At 63.8% G+C, this 17,527-nt stretch carries 14 protein-coding genes and 1 tRNA gene; 10 read left to right on the top strand and 5 right to left on the bottom strand.

The genetic code is table 11. From position 1 onward, the window contains the following. Positions 1-21 precede the first annotated feature (21 nt). The 6 genes from ACSQ8Y_RS17970 to ACSQ8Y_RS17945 all read left to right on the top strand — a co-directional run bounded on the left by ACSQ8Y_RS17970 (position 22) and on the right by ACSQ8Y_RS17945 (position 6,896). Complete coding sequence (locus tag ACSQ8Y_RS17970) at positions 22-2,268, top strand: DUF3141 domain-containing protein (protein WP_436267798.1); 2,247 nt, start codon at positions 22-24, stop codon at positions 2,266-2,268. A gap of 149 nt (positions 2,269-2,417) precedes the next feature. Continuing rightward, positions 2,418-3,449, top strand: a complete 1,032-nt coding sequence (gene dusA, locus ACSQ8Y_RS17965; protein ID WP_436267797.1) for a tRNA dihydrouridine(20/20a) synthase DusA — start codon at positions 2,418-2,420, stop codon at positions 3,447-3,449. Between the two features lie 377 nt (positions 3,450-3,826). Further along, complete coding sequence (locus ACSQ8Y_RS17960; protein ID WP_436267796.1) at positions 3,827-5,557, top strand: methyl-accepting chemotaxis protein; 1,731 nt, start codon at positions 3,827-3,829, stop codon at positions 5,555-5,557. A gap of 108 nt (positions 5,558-5,665) precedes the next feature. After that, positions 5,666-5,998 (top strand): energy transducer TonB, encoded by a 333-nt coding sequence (locus ACSQ8Y_RS17955; protein WP_436267795.1) that lies wholly within the window; start codon positions 5,666-5,668, stop codon positions 5,996-5,998. Between the two features lie 45 nt (positions 5,999-6,043). Continuing rightward, a complete protein-coding gene (locus tag ACSQ8Y_RS17950; protein ID WP_436267794.1) occupies positions 6,044-6,385 on the top strand; it encodes an energy transducer TonB in 342 nt (113 codons plus the stop codon). A 142-nt stretch (positions 6,386-6,527) separates the two neighbouring features. Then, complete coding sequence (locus ACSQ8Y_RS17945) at positions 6,528-6,896, top strand: hypothetical protein (protein ID WP_436267793.1); 369 nt, start codon at positions 6,528-6,530, stop codon at positions 6,894-6,896. Between the two features lie 277 nt (positions 6,897-7,173). Here ACSQ8Y_RS17945 and ACSQ8Y_RS17940 read toward each other — a convergent pair whose 3' ends face one another. After that, on the bottom strand, positions 7,174-7,620 hold the full coding sequence (locus ACSQ8Y_RS17940; protein ID WP_436267792.1) for a hypothetical protein: 447 nt from the start codon (positions 7,618-7,620) through the stop codon (positions 7,174-7,176). 475 nt (positions 7,621-8,095) lie between these two features. On the opposite strand from ACSQ8Y_RS17940, the gene ACSQ8Y_RS17935 reads away from it, so the two are divergent. The 3 genes from ACSQ8Y_RS17935 to ACSQ8Y_RS17925 all read left to right on the top strand — a co-directional run bounded on the left by ACSQ8Y_RS17935 (position 8,096) and on the right by ACSQ8Y_RS17925 (position 11,810). Next, positions 8,096-10,288: a hybrid sensor histidine kinase/response regulator gene (locus ACSQ8Y_RS17935; protein ID WP_436267791.1), complete on the top strand. Its 2,193-nt coding sequence runs from the start codon at positions 8,096-8,098 to the stop codon at positions 10,286-10,288. Positions 10,289-10,623: 335 nt separating this feature from the next. After that, on the top strand, positions 10,624-11,379 hold the full coding sequence (locus ACSQ8Y_RS17930) for a substrate-binding periplasmic protein (protein WP_436267790.1): 756 nt from the start codon (positions 10,624-10,626) through the stop codon (positions 11,377-11,379). A 143-nt stretch (positions 11,380-11,522) separates the two neighbouring features. Next, entirely contained in the window at positions 11,523-11,810 is a 288-nt protein-coding gene (locus ACSQ8Y_RS17925; protein ID WP_436267789.1) for a BrnA antitoxin family protein, read from the top strand. Between the two features lie 84 nt (positions 11,811-11,894). Here ACSQ8Y_RS17925 and ACSQ8Y_RS17920 read toward each other — a convergent pair. The 4 genes from ACSQ8Y_RS17920 to ACSQ8Y_RS17905 form a co-directional block, all read right to left on the bottom strand. Then, positions 11,895-11,970, bottom strand: a tRNA-His gene (locus ACSQ8Y_RS17920). Positions 11,971-12,084: 114 nt separating this feature from the next. After that, positions 12,085-12,930, bottom strand: coding sequence for a glutamate racemase (murI, locus tag ACSQ8Y_RS17915; RefSeq protein ID WP_436267788.1), 846 nt, complete (start codon positions 12,928-12,930; stop codon positions 12,085-12,087). 90 nt (positions 12,931-13,020) lie between these two features. After that, positions 13,021-14,550, bottom strand: coding sequence for a fumarate hydratase (locus ACSQ8Y_RS17910; protein ID WP_436267787.1), 1,530 nt, complete (start codon positions 14,548-14,550; stop codon positions 13,021-13,023). Positions 14,551-14,575: 25 nt separating this feature from the next. Beyond that, positions 14,576-15,184 (bottom strand): TIGR00645 family protein, encoded by a 609-nt coding sequence (locus ACSQ8Y_RS17905; RefSeq protein WP_436267786.1) that lies wholly within the window; start codon positions 15,182-15,184, stop codon positions 14,576-14,578. A 214-nt stretch (positions 15,185-15,398) separates the two neighbouring features. Here ACSQ8Y_RS17905 and acs point away from each other — a divergent pair, with 214 nt between their 5' ends. After that, entirely contained in the window at positions 15,399-17,390 is a 1,992-nt protein-coding gene (gene acs / locus ACSQ8Y_RS17900) for an acetate--CoA ligase (RefSeq protein ID WP_436267785.1), read from the top strand. Positions 17,391-17,527: the final 137 nt, after the last annotated feature.

Here is a 17,527-nt window from a genome sequence, read left to right as displayed (position 1 = left end):
CGCTTGCTTTGGGAGCTCAGCGTGAACGATAGACTCAATCTATTCCAAGCTGCCCGCTTTGGCAGCCCCTTTGGCAGTCCTTTCGGCAGTCCTTTCGGCAGCCCCTTCGGCAGCCCCTTCGATCTTGCGCACCAGGCCGGCGAATACTGGCTGGACGCCTGGCAGCGCTCGGTGTTGTTCATGGACGCCATGCGCCAGCGCGGCGACGACCATGAGGAGAAGTTGACCCAGGCCGCGCCCCACGTGCTCAACTTCGAATTCGACGTGGTCATGGACGGCCGCGACCTGGCGCGTCCGGTCAATTACAGCCTGCTGCGCATCCACACGCCCGAGGGCGTGGTGGTGGACGCCAACCGGCGCCCCTTCATCGTGTTCGACCCGCGCGCCGGGCACGGCCCCGGCATCGGCGGCATGAAGCACGACAGCGAAATCGGCGTCGTGTTGCGCGCCGGCCATCCCTGCTATTTCGTCGGTTTCCTGCCGCAGCCAGTGCACGGCCAGACCATCGAGGACGTGTGCCAGGCCGAGGCCCGGTTCATCGCCAAGGTGGCCGAACTGCATCCGGATGCGGACGGCAAGCCTGCACTCATAGGCAATTGCCAGGCCGGCTGGCAGATCATGATGACCAGCGCCCTCAATCCCGACCTGACCGGCCCGCTGGTGCTGGCCGGCACCCCGCTGTCCTACTGGGCCGGAGTGCGCGGCAAGAATCCCTTGCGCTACCTGGGCGGCTTGCTGGGCGGCACCTGGCTGACGGCCTTTACGGGCGACCTGGGCTGCGGCATCTTCGACGGCGCCAACCTGGTCAGCAATTTCGAGAGCATGAACCCGGCCAACACCTGGTGGAAGAAGGAGTACAAGGTGTATTCGGAGATCGACACCGAGGCCGAGCGCTACCTCGAGTTCGAGAAGTGGTGGGGCAACCCGGTGCTGCTGAACGCGCAGGAGATGCAGTACATCGCCGACAACCTGTTCGTCGGCAACCGCCTCAGCTCCGGCTCCATCCACGACAGCGCGGGGCGCCGCATCGACCTGCGCAACGTCAAGTCGCCCGTGGTGGTGTTCTGCTCTTGGGGCGACGACGTCACGCCGCCGCAGCAGGCGCTGGGCTGGGTGCTGGACATGTACCAGGACGACGACGCCATGGCCCTGAGCGGCCAGACCATCATCTACGCGCTGCACGAAACCATAGGCCACCTCGGCATCTTCGTCTCGGCCACGGTGGCCAACAAGGAGCACGAGGAATTCACCGGCGCCATGGACCTGATCGACGTGCTGCCGCCCGGCCTGTACGAGGCGGTCTTCGTCGAGAAGACCAAGGACACCGTGAACGCCGGCCTGGTGGACGGCAATTACGTGGTGCGCTTCGAGCGCCGCTTCCTGGACGATGTGCGCGCGCTGGGCGGCAACGACCAGGAAGACGAACGCCGCTTCGCCGCCGTGGCGCGGCTGTCGGACGTGAACCTGGGCCTGTACCGCACGTTCGCCAGTCCGCTGGTGAAGGCCGCCATCAACGAGCAGGGCGCCGAGTGGCTGCGCCAACTCCATCCCTACCGGCTGCGCTACAAGCTGTTTTCCAGCAAGAGCCCTCTGCTGTTCGGCATCGCCGGGGCGGCCGAGCGGGTGCGCGCACAGCGCGCGCCGGCCAAGCCGGACAATGTGTTTACCATGCTGCAGGAAGCCTGGTCGCGCCAGGTGGTCGGCGTGCTGGACCAGTACCGCGACCTGCGCGACAGCGCCGTCGAACGCTACTTCATGAATGTGTACGGCTCGCCGGTGCTGCAGGCACTGGTGGGCTTGCGTGCGGACGACGGCCGCGTGCGCCAGCTGGGCCGCGACATCGCGCGCGAGACGGTGGCGGCCTCGGCGCGCGCCAAGCTGGTCGAGCAGGCCGGCGTGGGCGGCACGCCGGAAGCCATCATCCGCGCGCTGCTGTACGTGCTGCGCGCGCCCGAGCTGCGCGCGGCGGACGAGCGCGGCTACGCCATGCTGCGCGAACTGCGCACGCACTCCGAGGAGGGCAAGGTCATGTCGCTGGCGCACTTCAAGGACGTGGTGCAGCAGCAGGCGCAGATCCTGTCGTGGAACGAGGAGGCCGGCTTCGTCGCGCTGCCGCTGTTGCTGCCGCCGTCGTCGGCCGAGCGCGAGCACGCGCTGGACGTGGTGCGCCAGGTGGCCGGCGCGGCCGGCGAGCTGGAGGGCGAGGCGGCCGAGCGCATGGCGCGCATCGCGGCCATGTTCAGCGCGGCCGTCAAGCTGGCCGGTTAGGGCGGCGGGCCTCGGGCGCGGCAAGGCGGCGGCGAGCGGGGCGGGCAGGCCGGGCAAGCTGCGGGGCGGGCGCGCATTTCGTTGCGCGTTCCGCTGCGCATTCCGCTATATAATGACGGCCCCCTTTCGTTTACCCGACTGTTGCCGACATGACCACCATCACCGCTCCGAACGCCGACACCACCGCTGCCCGCAATCTGCCGGGCCGCCGCCTGTCCGTCGCCCCGATGATGGACTGGACCGACCGCCATTGCCGCGTGTTCCACCGCGAGATCAGCAAGCACACCTGGCTGTACACGGAGATGGTGACCACCGGCGCCCTGGTGTACGGCGACGTCGAGCGCCACCTGCGCTTCAACGAGGAAGAGCACCCGGTCGCGCTGCAGCTTGGGGGCAGCGATCCGGCCGACCTGGCCGCCAGCGCCAGGCTGGGCGAGAAGTGGGGCTATGACGAGATCAACCTCAATTGCGGCTGCCCGTCGGAACGCGTGCAGAAGGGCGCTTTCGGCGCCTGCCTGATGGCCGAGCCGCAACTGGTGGCCGATTGCGTGAAGGCCATGCGCGACGCGGTTTCCATCGACGTCACCGTCAAGCACCGTATCGGCATCGACGACAGCGAGAGCTATGACTTCGTGCGCGACTTCGTCGGCACCGTGGCGGATGCCGGCTGCAACACCTTTATTGTGCACGCCCGCAACGCCGTCCTGAAGGGCTTGTCGCCCAAGGAGAACCGCGAGATCCCGCCGCTGAAATACGAGTACGCCTACCGCCTCAAGCGCGAGTTTCCGCAGTTCGAGATCCTGATCAACGGCGGCATCAAGACCGAGGCCGAGATCGACGAACACCTGCTGCATGTCGATGGCGTGATGCTGGGCCGCGAGGCCTACCACAACCCCTTCATGATGGCGAACTTCGACCAGCGCTACTACGGCGACGCGGCTGCCCCCAGGACGCGCGAGCAGGTGCTGGCGGCCATGGTGCCCTATATCCAGGCACAGCTGGCGAAGGAGGGTGGGCGCGGCTTGAAGCTGAACAGCATCACGCGCCACATGCTGGGATTGATGCAGGGCTTGCCCGGCGCGCGCCTGTTCCGCCAGATCATGTCGGACTCGAAAAAGCTCGCCGCCGGCGACGCCAATCTGCTGCTGGAAGCGGCATCCCATATGCGTCAATTGGCCTGACCAATAGCCTCGCCGTCGGCCTTATCGGGCGCGAAATCCCATTTCCCCGAACCAAAATCTGTGTAACGACGCTTTCCCCGCAGAAAGTTAGGTTGCGTAAATTTGAGGCAGTTTGTGCTTGCTTCGAGGCAAAATTTGCACCTATAATTTCATAATATACACACATAGTCACCTGGTCTTCAGCCCGGTTGCGCTATGTCTTGCGCTGAAAAACCACAGATTCTCACGACCGGAAGCGCAAGTTTTGCATTCGCAGTCATAGTTTGCTACTGTCATTACTTGCGCAGTGGCAAGGACTGTTGAATGTGTCCTCGTGCACGAAGCGGGTGCATTCCTGGGTAGTTCTTAACAATAGTGTCACTTACGAAGAAGCCGAAATGAATTTAGCAAAAATGAAAGTGGGGACGCGCCTGGGCCTCGGATTTGCGTTGGTGCTGCTGTTCCTGGTCACCATCACGGTGGTCGGTATCGTGCGCATGGCGCAGATCCAGGACCGGCTGGACCACGTGGTGAGCTTCAACAACGTGGTGACGCGCCAGGTGATCGACATGCGCAACAACGTCAGCGACCGCATCACCTCGCTGCGCGTACTGACCCTGCTGACCGATTCCGGCGACATGGAACAGGACATGAAGCGCATCAAGGACCAGGCCGAGAAGTATGGCGCCGCGCAGAAGAAGCTGCAGGGCTTGCTGGCGGCCGAAGGCACGCAGGAAGAGAAGGCGCTGATCGCCCAGATCGTCGAAACCGAGGCGGTGGCCATGCCCGCCATCGCCAAGGCGTCGGAACTGTGGATGGCCGACCAGGCCGAAGCGGCCACCAAGGTCTACATCAAGGAAATCAAGCCGGTCCAGAAGAAGTGGATCGAGGCGCTGGACAAGATGACCGCGCTGGAGGACAAGCTGAACTTGCAGGTGCAGGAAGACGCGGCGGCCGGGTTCGGCAATGCCCGCACCTTCATGGTCATGATGGGCCTGCTGGCCGTGGTGATCTCCGTGGCCGCTGCCATCGTCATCACCCGCGGCCTGCTGAAGCAGCTGGGCGGCGAGCCGGACTATACGGCAGCGATCGCCGGCAGCATCGCCAACGGTGACCTGTCGATCGCCATCAACACCAGCTCCACCGACAAGGACAGCCTGCTGGTGGAAATGAAGGAAATGCGCAACAGCCTGGTCAGCATCGTCGGCCAGGTCCGCACCGGCACCGAGACCATAGGCACCGCCTCGCGCGAAATCGCCGCCGGCAATATCGACCTGTCGTCCCGCACCGAAATGCAGGCCTCGTCGCTGGAGAAGACCGCGTCGGCCATGGAAGAACTGACCTCGACCGTCAAGCAGAACGCCGACAACGCGCGCCAGGCCAACCAGCTGGCGGCCAACGCCTCCGACGTGGCCCGCAAGGGCGGCGACGTGGTGTCGCAGGTGGTGGACACCATGAGCTCGATCAACGAGTCGGCCAAGAAGATCGTCGACATCATCGGCGTGATCGACGGCATCGCTTTCCAGACCAACATCCTGGCGTTGAATGCCGCCGTGGAAGCGGCCCGCGCCGGCGAGCAAGGCCGCGGCTTTGCGGTGGTGGCGTCCGAAGTGCGCAGCCTGGCCCAGCGTTCGGCCGGTGCGGCCAAAGAGATCAAGACCCTGATCGGCGACTCCGTGGAGAAAGTCGAGCGCGGTTCGAAACTGGTCGGCCAGGCCGGCGTGACGATGGACGAAGTGGTCGACTCGGTGCGCCGCGTGACCGACATCATGGGCGAAATCGCCTCCGCCAGCCAGGAGCAGAGCGCGGGCATCGAGCAGGTCAACCAGTCCATCATCGAGATGGACAGCATGACCCAGCAGAACGCCGCGCTGGTGGAGGAAGCCGCAGCCGCGGCGCAAAGCCTGCAGGACCAGGCGGGCGAACTGGCGCGCGTGGTGTCCATCTTCAAGCTGTCGGAAAACGATCAGCGCGCAGCGGCGCCGGCGGCCTTCGTGCCGGCTCCAGTGGCTGCTATCCGCAAGCCCGCCGCCCGTACCCCCGTGAAGAAGGCCGTTGCCGCGCCGGCCGCCAAGCCGAAGAAGATTGCCGCCGCCACCGCCAGCAGCGACGAGTGGGAAGAGTTCTAAGCAGTAGCCCCCGCAGTTTGCAGACGCGCGCCCGGTCTAGCCGGGGCGCAAGATGGCCGCGACAGGTGCGGCCGTCCAACAGCTTTTCAATCTTACCGGAATAACATCATGACCAAGCATTCGATCAGTTTTATCGCCGCCGCCCTGCTGAGTACCTCGGCCTTCGCCGCGGAAGTGCCAGCCGCCTTCGACGCCAAGAACTGCAAAGCCGAATATCCGAAAGCCTCGCTGCTGAACGAAGAGCAGGGCGCCGTATCGATGGCCTTCCTGGTCTCCCCAGGCGGCGAAGTGCTGGACTCGAAAGTGGAAAAATCCAGCGGTTTCAAGAACCTGGACAAAGCGGCTGTGAAAGCGATCAGCGCGTGCAAATTCAAGCCGGGTACCAAGGATGGTGCCGTGGCGCAAACCTGGACCAAAGTCGACTACGTCTGGAAGCTGTAATTCCGGCCTGGCCTTATCCAGTTAAAAATCATTTGGGGAATACACATGTTTAAGAATCAGCGTTGGTTGAGTGTCATTGCGGCAGTGCTCGTATCGGGCGGCGCCTTCGCGGCGGAAGTTCCTGCAAGCTTCGATTCGAAGAATTGCAAGGCGGAATATCCCAAAGCATCCCTGATGAATGAAGAGCAGGGTACGGTGTCGATGTCCTTCCAGGTGTCGGCCGGCGGCGACGTGCTCGAGTCCAAGCTCGAGAAGTCGAGCGGTTTCAAGAACCTGGACAAGGCCGCCCTCAAGGCCTTGAGCGCCTGCAAGTTCAAGCCGGGCACCAAGGACGGCAAGCCGGACACGACCTGGACCAAGGTCGACTACGCGTGGAAACTGGATTGAGCGTCAGCAGACAGGAAAACCGGCGCAAGCCGGTTTTTTTTCGCCCGCGTTTTGCGGCCGGGTACGGGGATGTAACAGGCTGTAAAAGTGCGGCAGGCGAGGCCGAATTTTCATATAGTAGGTGTCTGGAACAGGAGCTCCCATGAAAACCATTTTTGCCTTGGCCGCCGTCGCGGCCCTGACCGGCTGCGCGACGCAGCCATCGGCCGTTTACTATCCTAAACCTGCCAACCCCTACGAGTGGCACACCGTATCCGTGACGCCGGTGCAGCGTGCCGGCGGCCCGGTGGCGGGGGATGCGCGTGTGGAATATACGAGCGAGCCGCTGGTGCAGCAGCAAGCGCCGCTGCAACCGCGCGTGGTCTACACCACCGAGCCGGTGCCGGTCTATGTGGCGCAGCCCTTGTACGCGCCCGCGCCGGCGTATTACTACCCGCCGGTGACGATAGGCCTGGATTTTGTGTTCGGGAACTGGGGCCACCGCCATCGCGGCTACGGCCGCCGGCGCTGAGCTGACGGCGCTTGCTTTCCGGGCTGCGTTTAGTGGACGAAGAAGAACGAGGCTTGGTGCAGCACGTCCGCCGAGCACAGCAGCCAGGTCGACACACTGGCCAGGCCGATCAGCAGGGTACCTATGGTGAGTGGGCAAATGCGTGACATGGCGGGCTCCTGGCGGGTTGTGCGTTGCTATGTCACCATCTTATGCATTAATCATGCAGTTGGGCATCAGCCAAGCGTCCACGCCGTTGTAGGACAATGGCTTGTCCCACGCCCGCTTTCCTACTGAATTACTTCTTCCACTGCACGGTGGCGCTTTCGGGGGCAGTGTCGAGCGCGTTCGACAGCGTCAGCCAGTGCTGCAGGCGCTCGGGCAGCTTGATGCTGATGCCGAGGCCGTCGATGATGCCGACCTGTTCCAGCATGCGGGCGTCGATCTTCGTTTTGGACACGGTCGGGGCGCGCATCACCATGCGGTCATAGGCTTTACGGGCCTTGTTTTCCCATTTGTGCAAGCTGCTCTCGTCGAAGCGGTTGGCTTCGAAGTACACGGTCAGCGAGCCGTCCGGATTGCCGAAGCCGACAATGCCCGCGCCCTTGCGGATGGTGGTGGTGTTGGCTAGGTCGAAGTCCTCGGTCGGCACGAAAACGCCCGCGCGGCCGTCGACGTCGGGGTGGCCGACCGGGGTATCCTTACTGTAAGTGGATACCGATAGCAGGGATTTTTCTTCGGACATGTTGGGCTCGGGGAAGTGTGACAGACGATGATGACATTGTAGCGTCAAATCAATGCCTTAGGGAAACTCGTAGGACGAGATGAGCTAAAAAAAATGCCGCCGGCTCGGTGAGCGGGCGGCATTCCGTACGACGCGCTTTTTCAGATGCGGCTGTTCTTGTTTACATCGCGCGGCAAGGCCGGGCTGCCCTTGCGGACTGTCACGGCTAGTTCCCTGCTAGGAACGTTATTCGGTGCTTGGTATTATGGAAAAGGAAAGACAAATTCCTTTTCGCCATGAAAGGAGCATAGCACCGGCAGCCCCGGTGCGGCAGCAATATCAACGGGTGCGGCCATATTTCGGCGCCGGCGTTGTATTTTCACCGCAGCCCGGACCGCTTGCGCCATCCAAGGTATACGCGCGATGGTTGCATGCCAGTTGTCAACTAAGTGTATGATTCGGGTTGCATGCTTTTCTAGCAAGACCAGATACCCGAATGATGACCAACGATTCCTCTCCCCTGGCCGACCTGCGCCGCCCGTCTTTTCTGGACGGCGGCGGGGAGTGCGGCGAGCGCCTGCGCAATTTCGATTGGGCCGGCTCGCGCATGGGGCCGCCCGAGAACTGGCCGCTATGCCTGCAGATGGTGTTGCGCACGGTGATGGCGTCGCGCTTCCCGATGGCCATCCATTGGGGCAGCGAGTTGCTGACGTTTTACAATGATGCCTTCGCGCAAGTACTGGGCAGCAAGCATCCGGGCCACCTGGGCCGTCCGGCCAAAGAGTGGTGGCGCGAGATGTGGGACCAGATGGCGCCCATCGTCGAGCACGTGCTGACCGGGGCCACGTATTACGTCGAGAACGCCAGCTACGCGCCCGAGCGCGGCCACAGCCAGCGTGAAACCTACTTCACGCATTGCCACAGCCCGATCTGGAACGAGGGCGGCGAGGTCGAGGGCGTGCTGCTGGTGCTGACCGAATCGACCCGCGAAGTGCTGGCCGAACGCGCATTTGTGGCCCTGAACCGGCGCCAGGCCTTCCAGCTGGACGTGGCGGACCGGCTGCGCAGCATGTCCGCCTCCACCGACATCACGGCGGCGGCCACCGAGCTGCTGGGCAATTACCTGCACGCCTCGCGCGTGTATTACACCGAAATCCACGAGGCCAGCCGCATCGCCTACCTGCAAGGGGCGTGGAGCTCGGCCGAGCGGCCGGAACTGCCGCCGCTGCCCGGCAGCGCGCGGCTGGACGACTACAGCCCCGAGATCATCGGCATCCTGAACGCTGGCAAGCCCTTCGTGGTGGAGGACGTGCGTTCCGACCGCCGCACCTCGGCCTATGCCGACGCCTACCTTGCGCTCGGCATGGCTTCCATCCTGGTGGTGCCGCTGCTGCAGGCCGGCCGCGTCACGTGCGCGCTGAACCTGTCCGACGTGGCGCCGCGCAGCTGGTCGCGCGAGGACATCGCCATCACGCAGGATGTGGTGCAGCGCACCTGGGAAGCGGCCGAACGGGCCCGTGCGGTGGCAGCGCTGCGCTCGGAGCACGAGCATAGCAAGCGCGCCCAGGCCGCGCTGCGCGACGCCGACAGCCGCAAGGACGAGTTCCTGGCCATGCTGGCGCACGAGCTGCGCAATCCGCTGGCGCCGATCGGCACCGCGGCCGAGCTGCTGCGCCATTTCCAGTCCGACGCCGCCACCGTCAAGCGCACCAGCGAAGTCATATCGCGCCAGGTCAAGCACATGACCGGCCTGATCGACGACCTGCTGGACGTCTCGCGCGTCACGCGCGGCATGGTGGCATTGCAGAAGGAATCGCTCGACCTGCGCGATGTGCTCGGCTATGCCGCCGAGCAGGCCCGCCCGCTGATGGAGGCGCGCCGCCACCGCTTCTCGGTGCAGCTGCCGCCCGAGGCGATCTATGTGCAGGGTGACAAGAAGCGCCTGGTGCAGGTGATCGCCAATCTGCTCAACAACGCGGCCAAGTACACGCCGGAGGACGGTTTTGTCGAGCTGCGCCTGAGCCTGCGCGGCGAGAGCGCCACGGTGACCGTGCGCGACAACGGCGTGGGCATGCAGCCGGAACTGCTGGCGCGCGCCTTCGACCTGTTCGCCCAGGACGAGCGCACGCTGGACCGCTCGCAGGGCGGCATGGGGCTGGGCCTGGCGCTCGTGCAGCGCCTGGCCGAGGCGCACCAGGGCAGCGTGGCCGCGCACAGCGACGGCATCGGCAAGGGCAGCACCTTCATCCTGCGCCTGCCGATGGCCGAGCCGCAGGCGCCGCAGGGCATGCGCCCGGACGGCGCCGCCAAGACCCGCGCCGCGCGCAGCCTGCGCCTGCTGATCGTGGACGACAATGTGGATGCGGCGGAGACGCTGGGCATGCTCTTGGCCGACGCCGGCCACGCCGTGACGGTGGAGCACAGCTCGCGCGTGGCGCTGGACCTGGCGCGCGAGTTGCGCCCGGACATCTGCCTGCTGGACATCGGCCTGCCCGACATCGATGGCAATGCGCTGGCGCGCCGCTTGCGCGCCATGCCGGAGACGGCGGGCACAGTGCTGGTGGCGGTGACCGGCTACGGCCAGGAGCGCGACAAGAACGAATCCTACGCGGCCGGCTTCGACTACCACTTCGTCAAACCGGTGGATATGGCGCGCTTGTTCGCGCTGATCGAACGCATCGCCGGATAAAAAAATCGCTGCACCTGCGTGGGAGCGGGTGCAGCGAGAACAGTCCCCTCAACTTGCCGGCGAAACCGCCCAGCAATTCCAATGTACCCGTATTGCTGAGATGGCGGCGATGGATATCGCTTGCATGTCGATTGCGTCAAAACTCGTCCATATTCAGCATTTTGGCACTAGTAAAAGCTGGCGGATATGCTTGTTTCCTTACGGCCACAAAATGGCGGGTGTCCCGGGGCCTGGCCGCTGCCATATGGCGGCTATCTGCAAGCCGGCGTGGTACGCTAGGGTTGAGACTGCTTTCGGGGTGACGCATGGTTGGGCGGATGTGCTGGCTGTATGGAATGCTGTATTTGCTGTTGCTGGTGATATCGCCGGCGCAGGCACAGGGCGCGCCCGCGCCATCGCGTTTCCGCCTTTGCTCCATGGACGTCGATTACGAGCCCTACGGCAATGTGGAGGGCACAGGCCAGCTGCAATACCTGATGCAGCAGGCATCGCGCAACCTGGGCGTCGAGGTGGAGCGCTACGTGGCGCCGCGCCGCCGCTGCCTTGAGCAGCTCAAGGCGGGGCTGGTGGACGGCATGTTCGGCGCCTACTCGGCCGAGCGCGCCGAATACGCCGTCTTCCCGATGGCGGGCGCCGAGCCCGACGAGAAAAAATCCGTGGCCACGCCGCGCTACTTCGCCTATCGCCGCAAGGGATCGCCGCTGGCGTGGGACGGCCAGCGTTTCAGTGGCCTGGGCGAAGGCAGGATAGGCGTCGAATCCGGCTTCGCCTTCATCATCGAGCAGTTGCAGCGCCAGCAGGTGCGCTACGACGACGGCGCGAAGACGCTGGAGCTCAATCTGGCCAAGCTGCTTGCCGGGCGCCTGGAAGGCGTGATCGGCATGGAGGCCGAGGCCGGCAAGCTGATCGCCAGCCGCTACCCGGACAAGCTGGAGCGCACCGCGCGCCCCTTCGAGCAAACCCCGCTCTACCTGATGTTCTCGCGCCAGTTCCACGCCCAATACCCCGGCTTCGCCATCCGCTACTGGCAGGCGCTGCAGGACTACCGCGGCACGGCCGACTACCGCCAGTACCAGCTATCGCATCCTTGAGTCCGGGAGTGCAGTGCGTAAAGCAGTCATTGACGATGATGATTTATGTACATACGCTAATTCATGGAAATCGCCTTCGATGCCGCCAAAGACTGCCAGAACCATCAGCATGCGCAAGGCGAATGCAAGAGAGGCCAGGAGATATGTCAACCAAAGTCAAGATCATCATGCCGACGGATGAAGAGGATGCGGCGATCACGGCCGCGGCGTTGTCGGACCCGGACGCCCAGCCGTTGACGGACGAAGAGTTGGCGCAGTTCAGGCGGGGCCGTGGAAGGCCCGCGCAGGCTGTTACCAAGATTCCGACAACCTTGCGTATCGACCCTGAGGTCTTGCAGGCATTTAAGGCAACCGGTGTCGGGTGGCAAACTCGAATGAATCAAGTTCTTTACGAATGGGCCGACGCCCATGGGTTGTTGAAGTCTCGCTGAAGAAGGCTTTTGCCAGGGCGATACACCAATCTATCCGGAAAAGCAAAAAGCCCAGTCGATGACTGGGCTTGTGCCGTAATTCTGTGGGGTGACTGATGGGGCTCGAACCCACGACAACAGGAATCACAATCCTGGACTCTACCAACTGAGCTACAGCCACCACTGATTTACTTCGCCTGAAGCACTGTTTGCGCGTCAGGTGCCGAATTATACTAGGGTGTCCGGCAACTTGCAAAGCCCAATCCGGGCTTTTTTTCAAATCATGCCGAACTGTCTAGATTTTGAGCGATTCCACATCCGCCTTCATGCCCAGCAACTTGATGAAGGCCGGCGACAGCGCTTCCGCGCCGCCCGTGGTGTAGCCATGCAGCAGCGGCGGATGGCCGACGCTGCCCGGACGCTGCAAACCGCCGCTTTCCAGCAGCCGCGCCAGTTGCCGCGCCACCGCGTCGCCGGTGTCGATCAGCACCATGTCCGCTCCGCCTGCATCCGCCACCGCGCGCGCGATGGCTTCCCGCACGAATGGGTAGTGGGTGCAGCCCAGCACCAGCGTGTCCGCGCCTTGCGCCAGCAGCGGCGCGATGTAGCGCGCCAGCATGGCGCGCGTGGCCTCGGTGTCCAGCTCCCCCTGCTCGATCAGGTCCACCAGCCCGACGCAGGGCTGCAGCAGGAATTGCGCCTGCGTCGCGCCGGCGATCTGATCGCGCAGCAGCAGGAACTTCTCCCCCGTCAGTGTGCGCTGCGTGGCCAGCACGCCAACCTTGCCGTTGCGCGTGGCCGCGGCGCCGGGTTTCAGGCCGGGTTCCACGCCCACCACCGGCAGCGCCGGATGGTGGGCGCGGATCGCCTTGATGGCGGCCACGGTGGCCGTGTTGCAAGCGACCACCAGCGCCTTGACGCCGCGCGCCACCAGGAAGGCGGCCACGGCCAGCGAGCGCTCCACCACCACCGCCTCGGTCTTGTCGCCGTAGGGCGCAAAGCCGGAGTCGGCGAAGTAGACCAGGTGCTCCTGCGGCAGCTGCGCCCGGATATGGCGCAGCACCGACAGTCCGCCCACGCCGGAATCGAAGATGCCGATCGGCGCATCGGCGGCGGTGGGGAATGGGATGGTTGGGATCATGTTTGCGCCGGCGTGTTGTCCCCGCGCAGGCGGGGATCCATAGTGAGCATGGATTCCCGCCTGCGCGGGAATGACATGCTGGTGGCTTGTTTAGGCCGCAACGATAGGCACGTTCAGCGCCTCGATGCGCGCCTGCCATTCCTTCGGACCGGTGGTGTGCACCGAGGTGCCGCCCGCATCGACCGCGACGGTAACCGGCATGTCTTCCACCTCGAACTCGTAGATCGCTTCCATGCCCATGTCCTCGAAGCCCAGCACCTTGGCCGACTTGATGGCTTTCGACACCAGGTAGGCCGAGCCGCCGACCGCCATGAGGTAGGCCGACTTGTGCTTCTTGATCGACTCGATGGCGACCGGGCCGCGTTCCGCCTTGCCTATCATGGCGATCAGGCCGGTCTGCTCCAGCATCATGTCGGTGAACTTGTCCATGCGGGTAGCGGTGGTCGGGCCGGCCGGGCCCACCACTTCGTCGCGCACCGGATCGACCGGGCCGACGTAGTAGATGACGCGGTTCTTGAAGTCCACCGGCAGCTGCTCGCCCTTGGCCAGCATGTCCTGGATGCGCTTGTGCGCGGCGTCGCGGCCGGTCAGCATTTTGCCGTTCAGCAGCAGGGTCTGGCCCGGCGTCCACGATGCCACTTCTTCCTTGGTCAGCGTGTCCAGGTTGACGCGCTTGGACTTCTCGGTGTCCGGCGCCCAGCTCACATCCGGCCAGTCCGACAGCTTCGGCGGTTCCATATAGGCCGGGCCGGAGCCGTCCAGCACGAAGTGGCCGTGGCGGGTGGCGGCGCAGTTCGGGATCATCGCGACCGGCTTGGAGGCGGCGTGGGTAGGATACATATTGATCTTCACGTCCAGCACCGTGGTCAGGCCGCCCAGGCCCTGCGCGCCGATGCCCAGCGCATTGATCTTGTCGCACAGTTCGATGCGCAGCTCTTCGGTCTTGTTGCGCGGGCCGCGCTGCTTGAGCTCATACATGTCGATGTCTTCCATCAGCGACTCTTTGGCCATCAGCATCGCCTTCTCGGCGGAGCCGCCGATGCCGATGCCCAGCATGCCCGGAGGGCACCAGCCGGCGCCCATCAGCGGCACGGTCTTGAGTACCCAGTCGATCAGCGAATCGGAAGGATTGAGCATGACGAACTTGGTCTTGTTCTCGGAGCCGCCGCCTTTGGCAGCCACGCTCACGTCGACGGTATTGCCCTCGACCAGTTCCATGTGGACCACGGCAGGCGTGTTGTCCTTGGTGTTCTTGCGGTCGAAGTGCGGGTCGGCCACGATGGAGGCGCGCAGCTTGTTGTCGGCGAAGTTGTAGGCGCGGCGTACGCCTTCGTTGACGGCGTCGGTGACGGTGCCGGAGAAGCCCTCGAAGCGCACGCCCATGCCGACTTTCAGGAAGACGTTGACGATGCCGGTGTCCTGGCAGATCGGACGCTTGCCCTCGGCGCACATGCGCGAGTTGGTCAGGATCTGCGCGATCGCATCCTTGGCCGCCGGGCTTTGCTCGGCGTCGTAGGCGCGCGCCAGGTGCTGGATGTAATCGGCCGGATGGTAGTAGCTGATGTACTGCAGCGCTGCGGCGATGGATTCGATCAGGTCGTCTTGCTTTATGATGGTCATGGTGTTCTCGCTGGAGGATGGAAACTTAGTGCGGCTTGGTCAGTTGCTGGGTGCGGGTCATCAGGTTGTCGGTGTACGCGATGGCGATGGTCGACAGCAGGAAGACGATGTGGATGGCGGTCTGCGCGATCAATACTTTCTCGTCGTATTCCTTGGCGTTGATGAATGTCTTCAGCAGGTGGATGGAGGAGATGCCGACGATGGCCATGGCCAGCTTGGTCTTCAGCACCGACGCGTTCACGTGCGACAGCCACTCCGGCTGGTCCGGATGGCCTTCCAGGTGCATGCGCGAGACGAAGGTTTCGTAGCCGCCCACGATCACCATGATCAGCAGGTTGGAAATCATGACCACGTCGATCAGGCCCAGCACCACCAGCATGATGGTGGTTTCGTTCAGTTTGGTCGGCACGGTGTTGCCGACGGCCACCGCGTGGAAGATATGCTCCAGCGCCGCCTCGTTGCCGAGCGCCGCGCCGATCAAGTCCTTCAGTTCGACCCAGAAATGGAATACGTAGACGCACTGCGCCAGGATCAGGCCCAGGTACAGCGGCAGCTGCAGCCAGCGCGACATGAAGATGAACGCCGGCAGCGGGGACAGCTTGGTCGAATTCAGATTGCTTCGAGGGTCGGTCATTAAAGTCATGCTCCGTGGCTGCGATTGAATTGCCGACATTTTACACGCGCTCCAGCCCGGTCGCACCGGCGCTGGCGGTTCTGCCGTAGAATTGCTGAAAAGGCCAGATTGCCGATGCGACCAGTCTGGCAGCGCATATGGCAGCGCATGTAAGACGTCCGTAAGCGGCAGCGCTTACGATGTTTGCAAACAATTACTATCACCGGAGACCAGCATGACCACCCAGACCACGGAACAACAAGGCCCACAGGAATCGCGCGTGTTCACGCCGCCGGCCGACTTCGTCGCACAAGCAAACATCTCCGGCATGGACGCCTACAATGCGCTCTGTGCCGAGGCGGCGCAGGACTACGAGGGTTACTGGGCGCGCCTGGCGCGCGAGAACCTGGCCTGGAAAGAGCCGTTCGCGCGCACGCTGAACGAAGACGACGCCCCGTTCTACAAATGGTTCGAAGGCGGCAAGCTGAACGTCTCCTACAACTGCCTGGACCGCAACCTGGAAAACGGCAACGCCGCCAAGACCGCCATCATCTTCGAAGCGGACGACGGCGCGGTCACCAAGGTCAGCTATCAAGAACTGCACGAGAAAGTCTGCAAATTCGCCAACGGCCTGAAATCGCGCGGCATTAAAAAAGGCGACCGCGTCATCATCTACATGTCGATGTCGGTGGAAGGCGTGGCCGCGATGCAAGCGTGCGCGCGCATCGGCGCCACGCACTCGGTGGTGTTCGGCGGCTTCTCCGCCAAGTCCCTGCAGGAGCGCATCATCGACGCCGGCGCGGTGGCCGTGATCACCGCCGACGAACAGCAGCGCGGCGGCAAGCGCCTGCCGCTCAAGTCCATCGTCGACGAAGCGCTGGCCATGGGCGGCTGCGACACCATCAAGGACGTCATCGTCTACCAGCGCACCGGCGGCGACGTCACGCATGTGGCAGGGCGCGACATCTGGCTGCACGACCTGGTCGAAGGCCAGAGCGCGCAGTGCGAACCGGAATGGGTGGACGCCGAGCATCCGCTGTTCATCCTGTACACCTCCGGCTCCACCGGCACCCCGAAAGGCGTGCAGCACGCGAGCGGCGGCTACCTGCTGTGGGCCGCGCTGACGATGAAATGGACCTTCGACATCAAGCCGGCCGACGTCTACTGGTGCACCGCCGACATCGGCTGGGTGACGGGCCATACCTATATCGCCTACGGCCCGACGGCGGTGGGCGCGACGCAGATCATCTTCGAAGGCATCCCGACGTTCCCGAACGCCGGCCGCTTCTGGGAGACCGTGGCCAAGCACAAGGTCAGCATCTTCTACACCGCGCCGACGGCGATCCGCTCGCTGATCAAGGCGGCCGACGTCGATCCGAAAGTGCATCCGAAGAACTACGACCTGTCCTCGCTGCGCCTGCTCGGCACGGTGGGCGAGCCGATCAATCCGGAAGCGTGGGTCTGGTACTACAAGAACATCGGCGGTGAGAAATGCCCTATCGTCGACACCTTCTGGCAGACCGAGACCGGCGGCCACATGATTACGCCGCTGCCGGGCGCCACACCCATGGTGCCGGGATCGTGCACCCTGCCGCTGCCGGGCATCATGACGGCGATTGTCGACGAAGCCGGGCAGGACGTGCCGAACGGGCAGGGCGGCATCCTGGTGGTCAAGCGTCCGTGGCCGTCGATGATACGCACCATCTGGGGCAATCCCGAGCGCTTCAAGAGCAGCTACTTCCCTGACGAGCTGGGTGGCAAATACTACCTCGCCGGCGACGGCGCCATCCGCAACAAGGACACCGGCTACTTCACCATTACTGGCCGCATCGACGACGTGCTGAACGTATCGGGCCACAGGATGGGCACGATGGAGATTGAATCGGCGCTGGTGGCCAATCCGCTGGTGGCCGAGGCGGCTGTCGTGGGCAAGCCGGACGAGACGACAGGCGAATCGATTTGCGCGTTTGTCGTGCTCAAGCAAGCGCGTCCGACGGGTGAAGAAGCCAAGCGCCTGGCGCTCGAGTTGCGCAACTGGGTAGGCAAAGAGATCGGGCCGATCGCCAAGCCGAAAGAGATCCGGTTTGGCGACAACCTGCCGAAGACACGCTCGGGCAAGATCATGCGGCGGTTGCTGAGGGTGCTGGCCAAGGGCGAAACGATTACGCAGGACGTATCCACGCTGGAGAACCCGGCGATCCTGGAGCAGCTCAAGGAAGCGTCGTAAGCATTAGCCGTGTCATGTCGCAGCGGCGGATCGTCGCTGAGTCGGGAATGCATGCCGAGCATGCGTTCGAGCTGGGGGTGTCCGACGCTTGAAGCAAGGTTTTCTATGATCAAGTAAAAAATCATTTGATTAAGTAA

Source organism: Pseudoduganella sp. LjRoot289 (genome assembly GCF_964252925.1).
Taxonomy (GTDB): domain Bacteria; phylum Pseudomonadota; class Gammaproteobacteria; order Burkholderiales; family Burkholderiaceae_D; genus Rugamonas.
The sequence above is the reverse complement of the archived record's forward strand: the minus strand, read 5'-3'. Positions and strand labels throughout refer to the sequence as shown.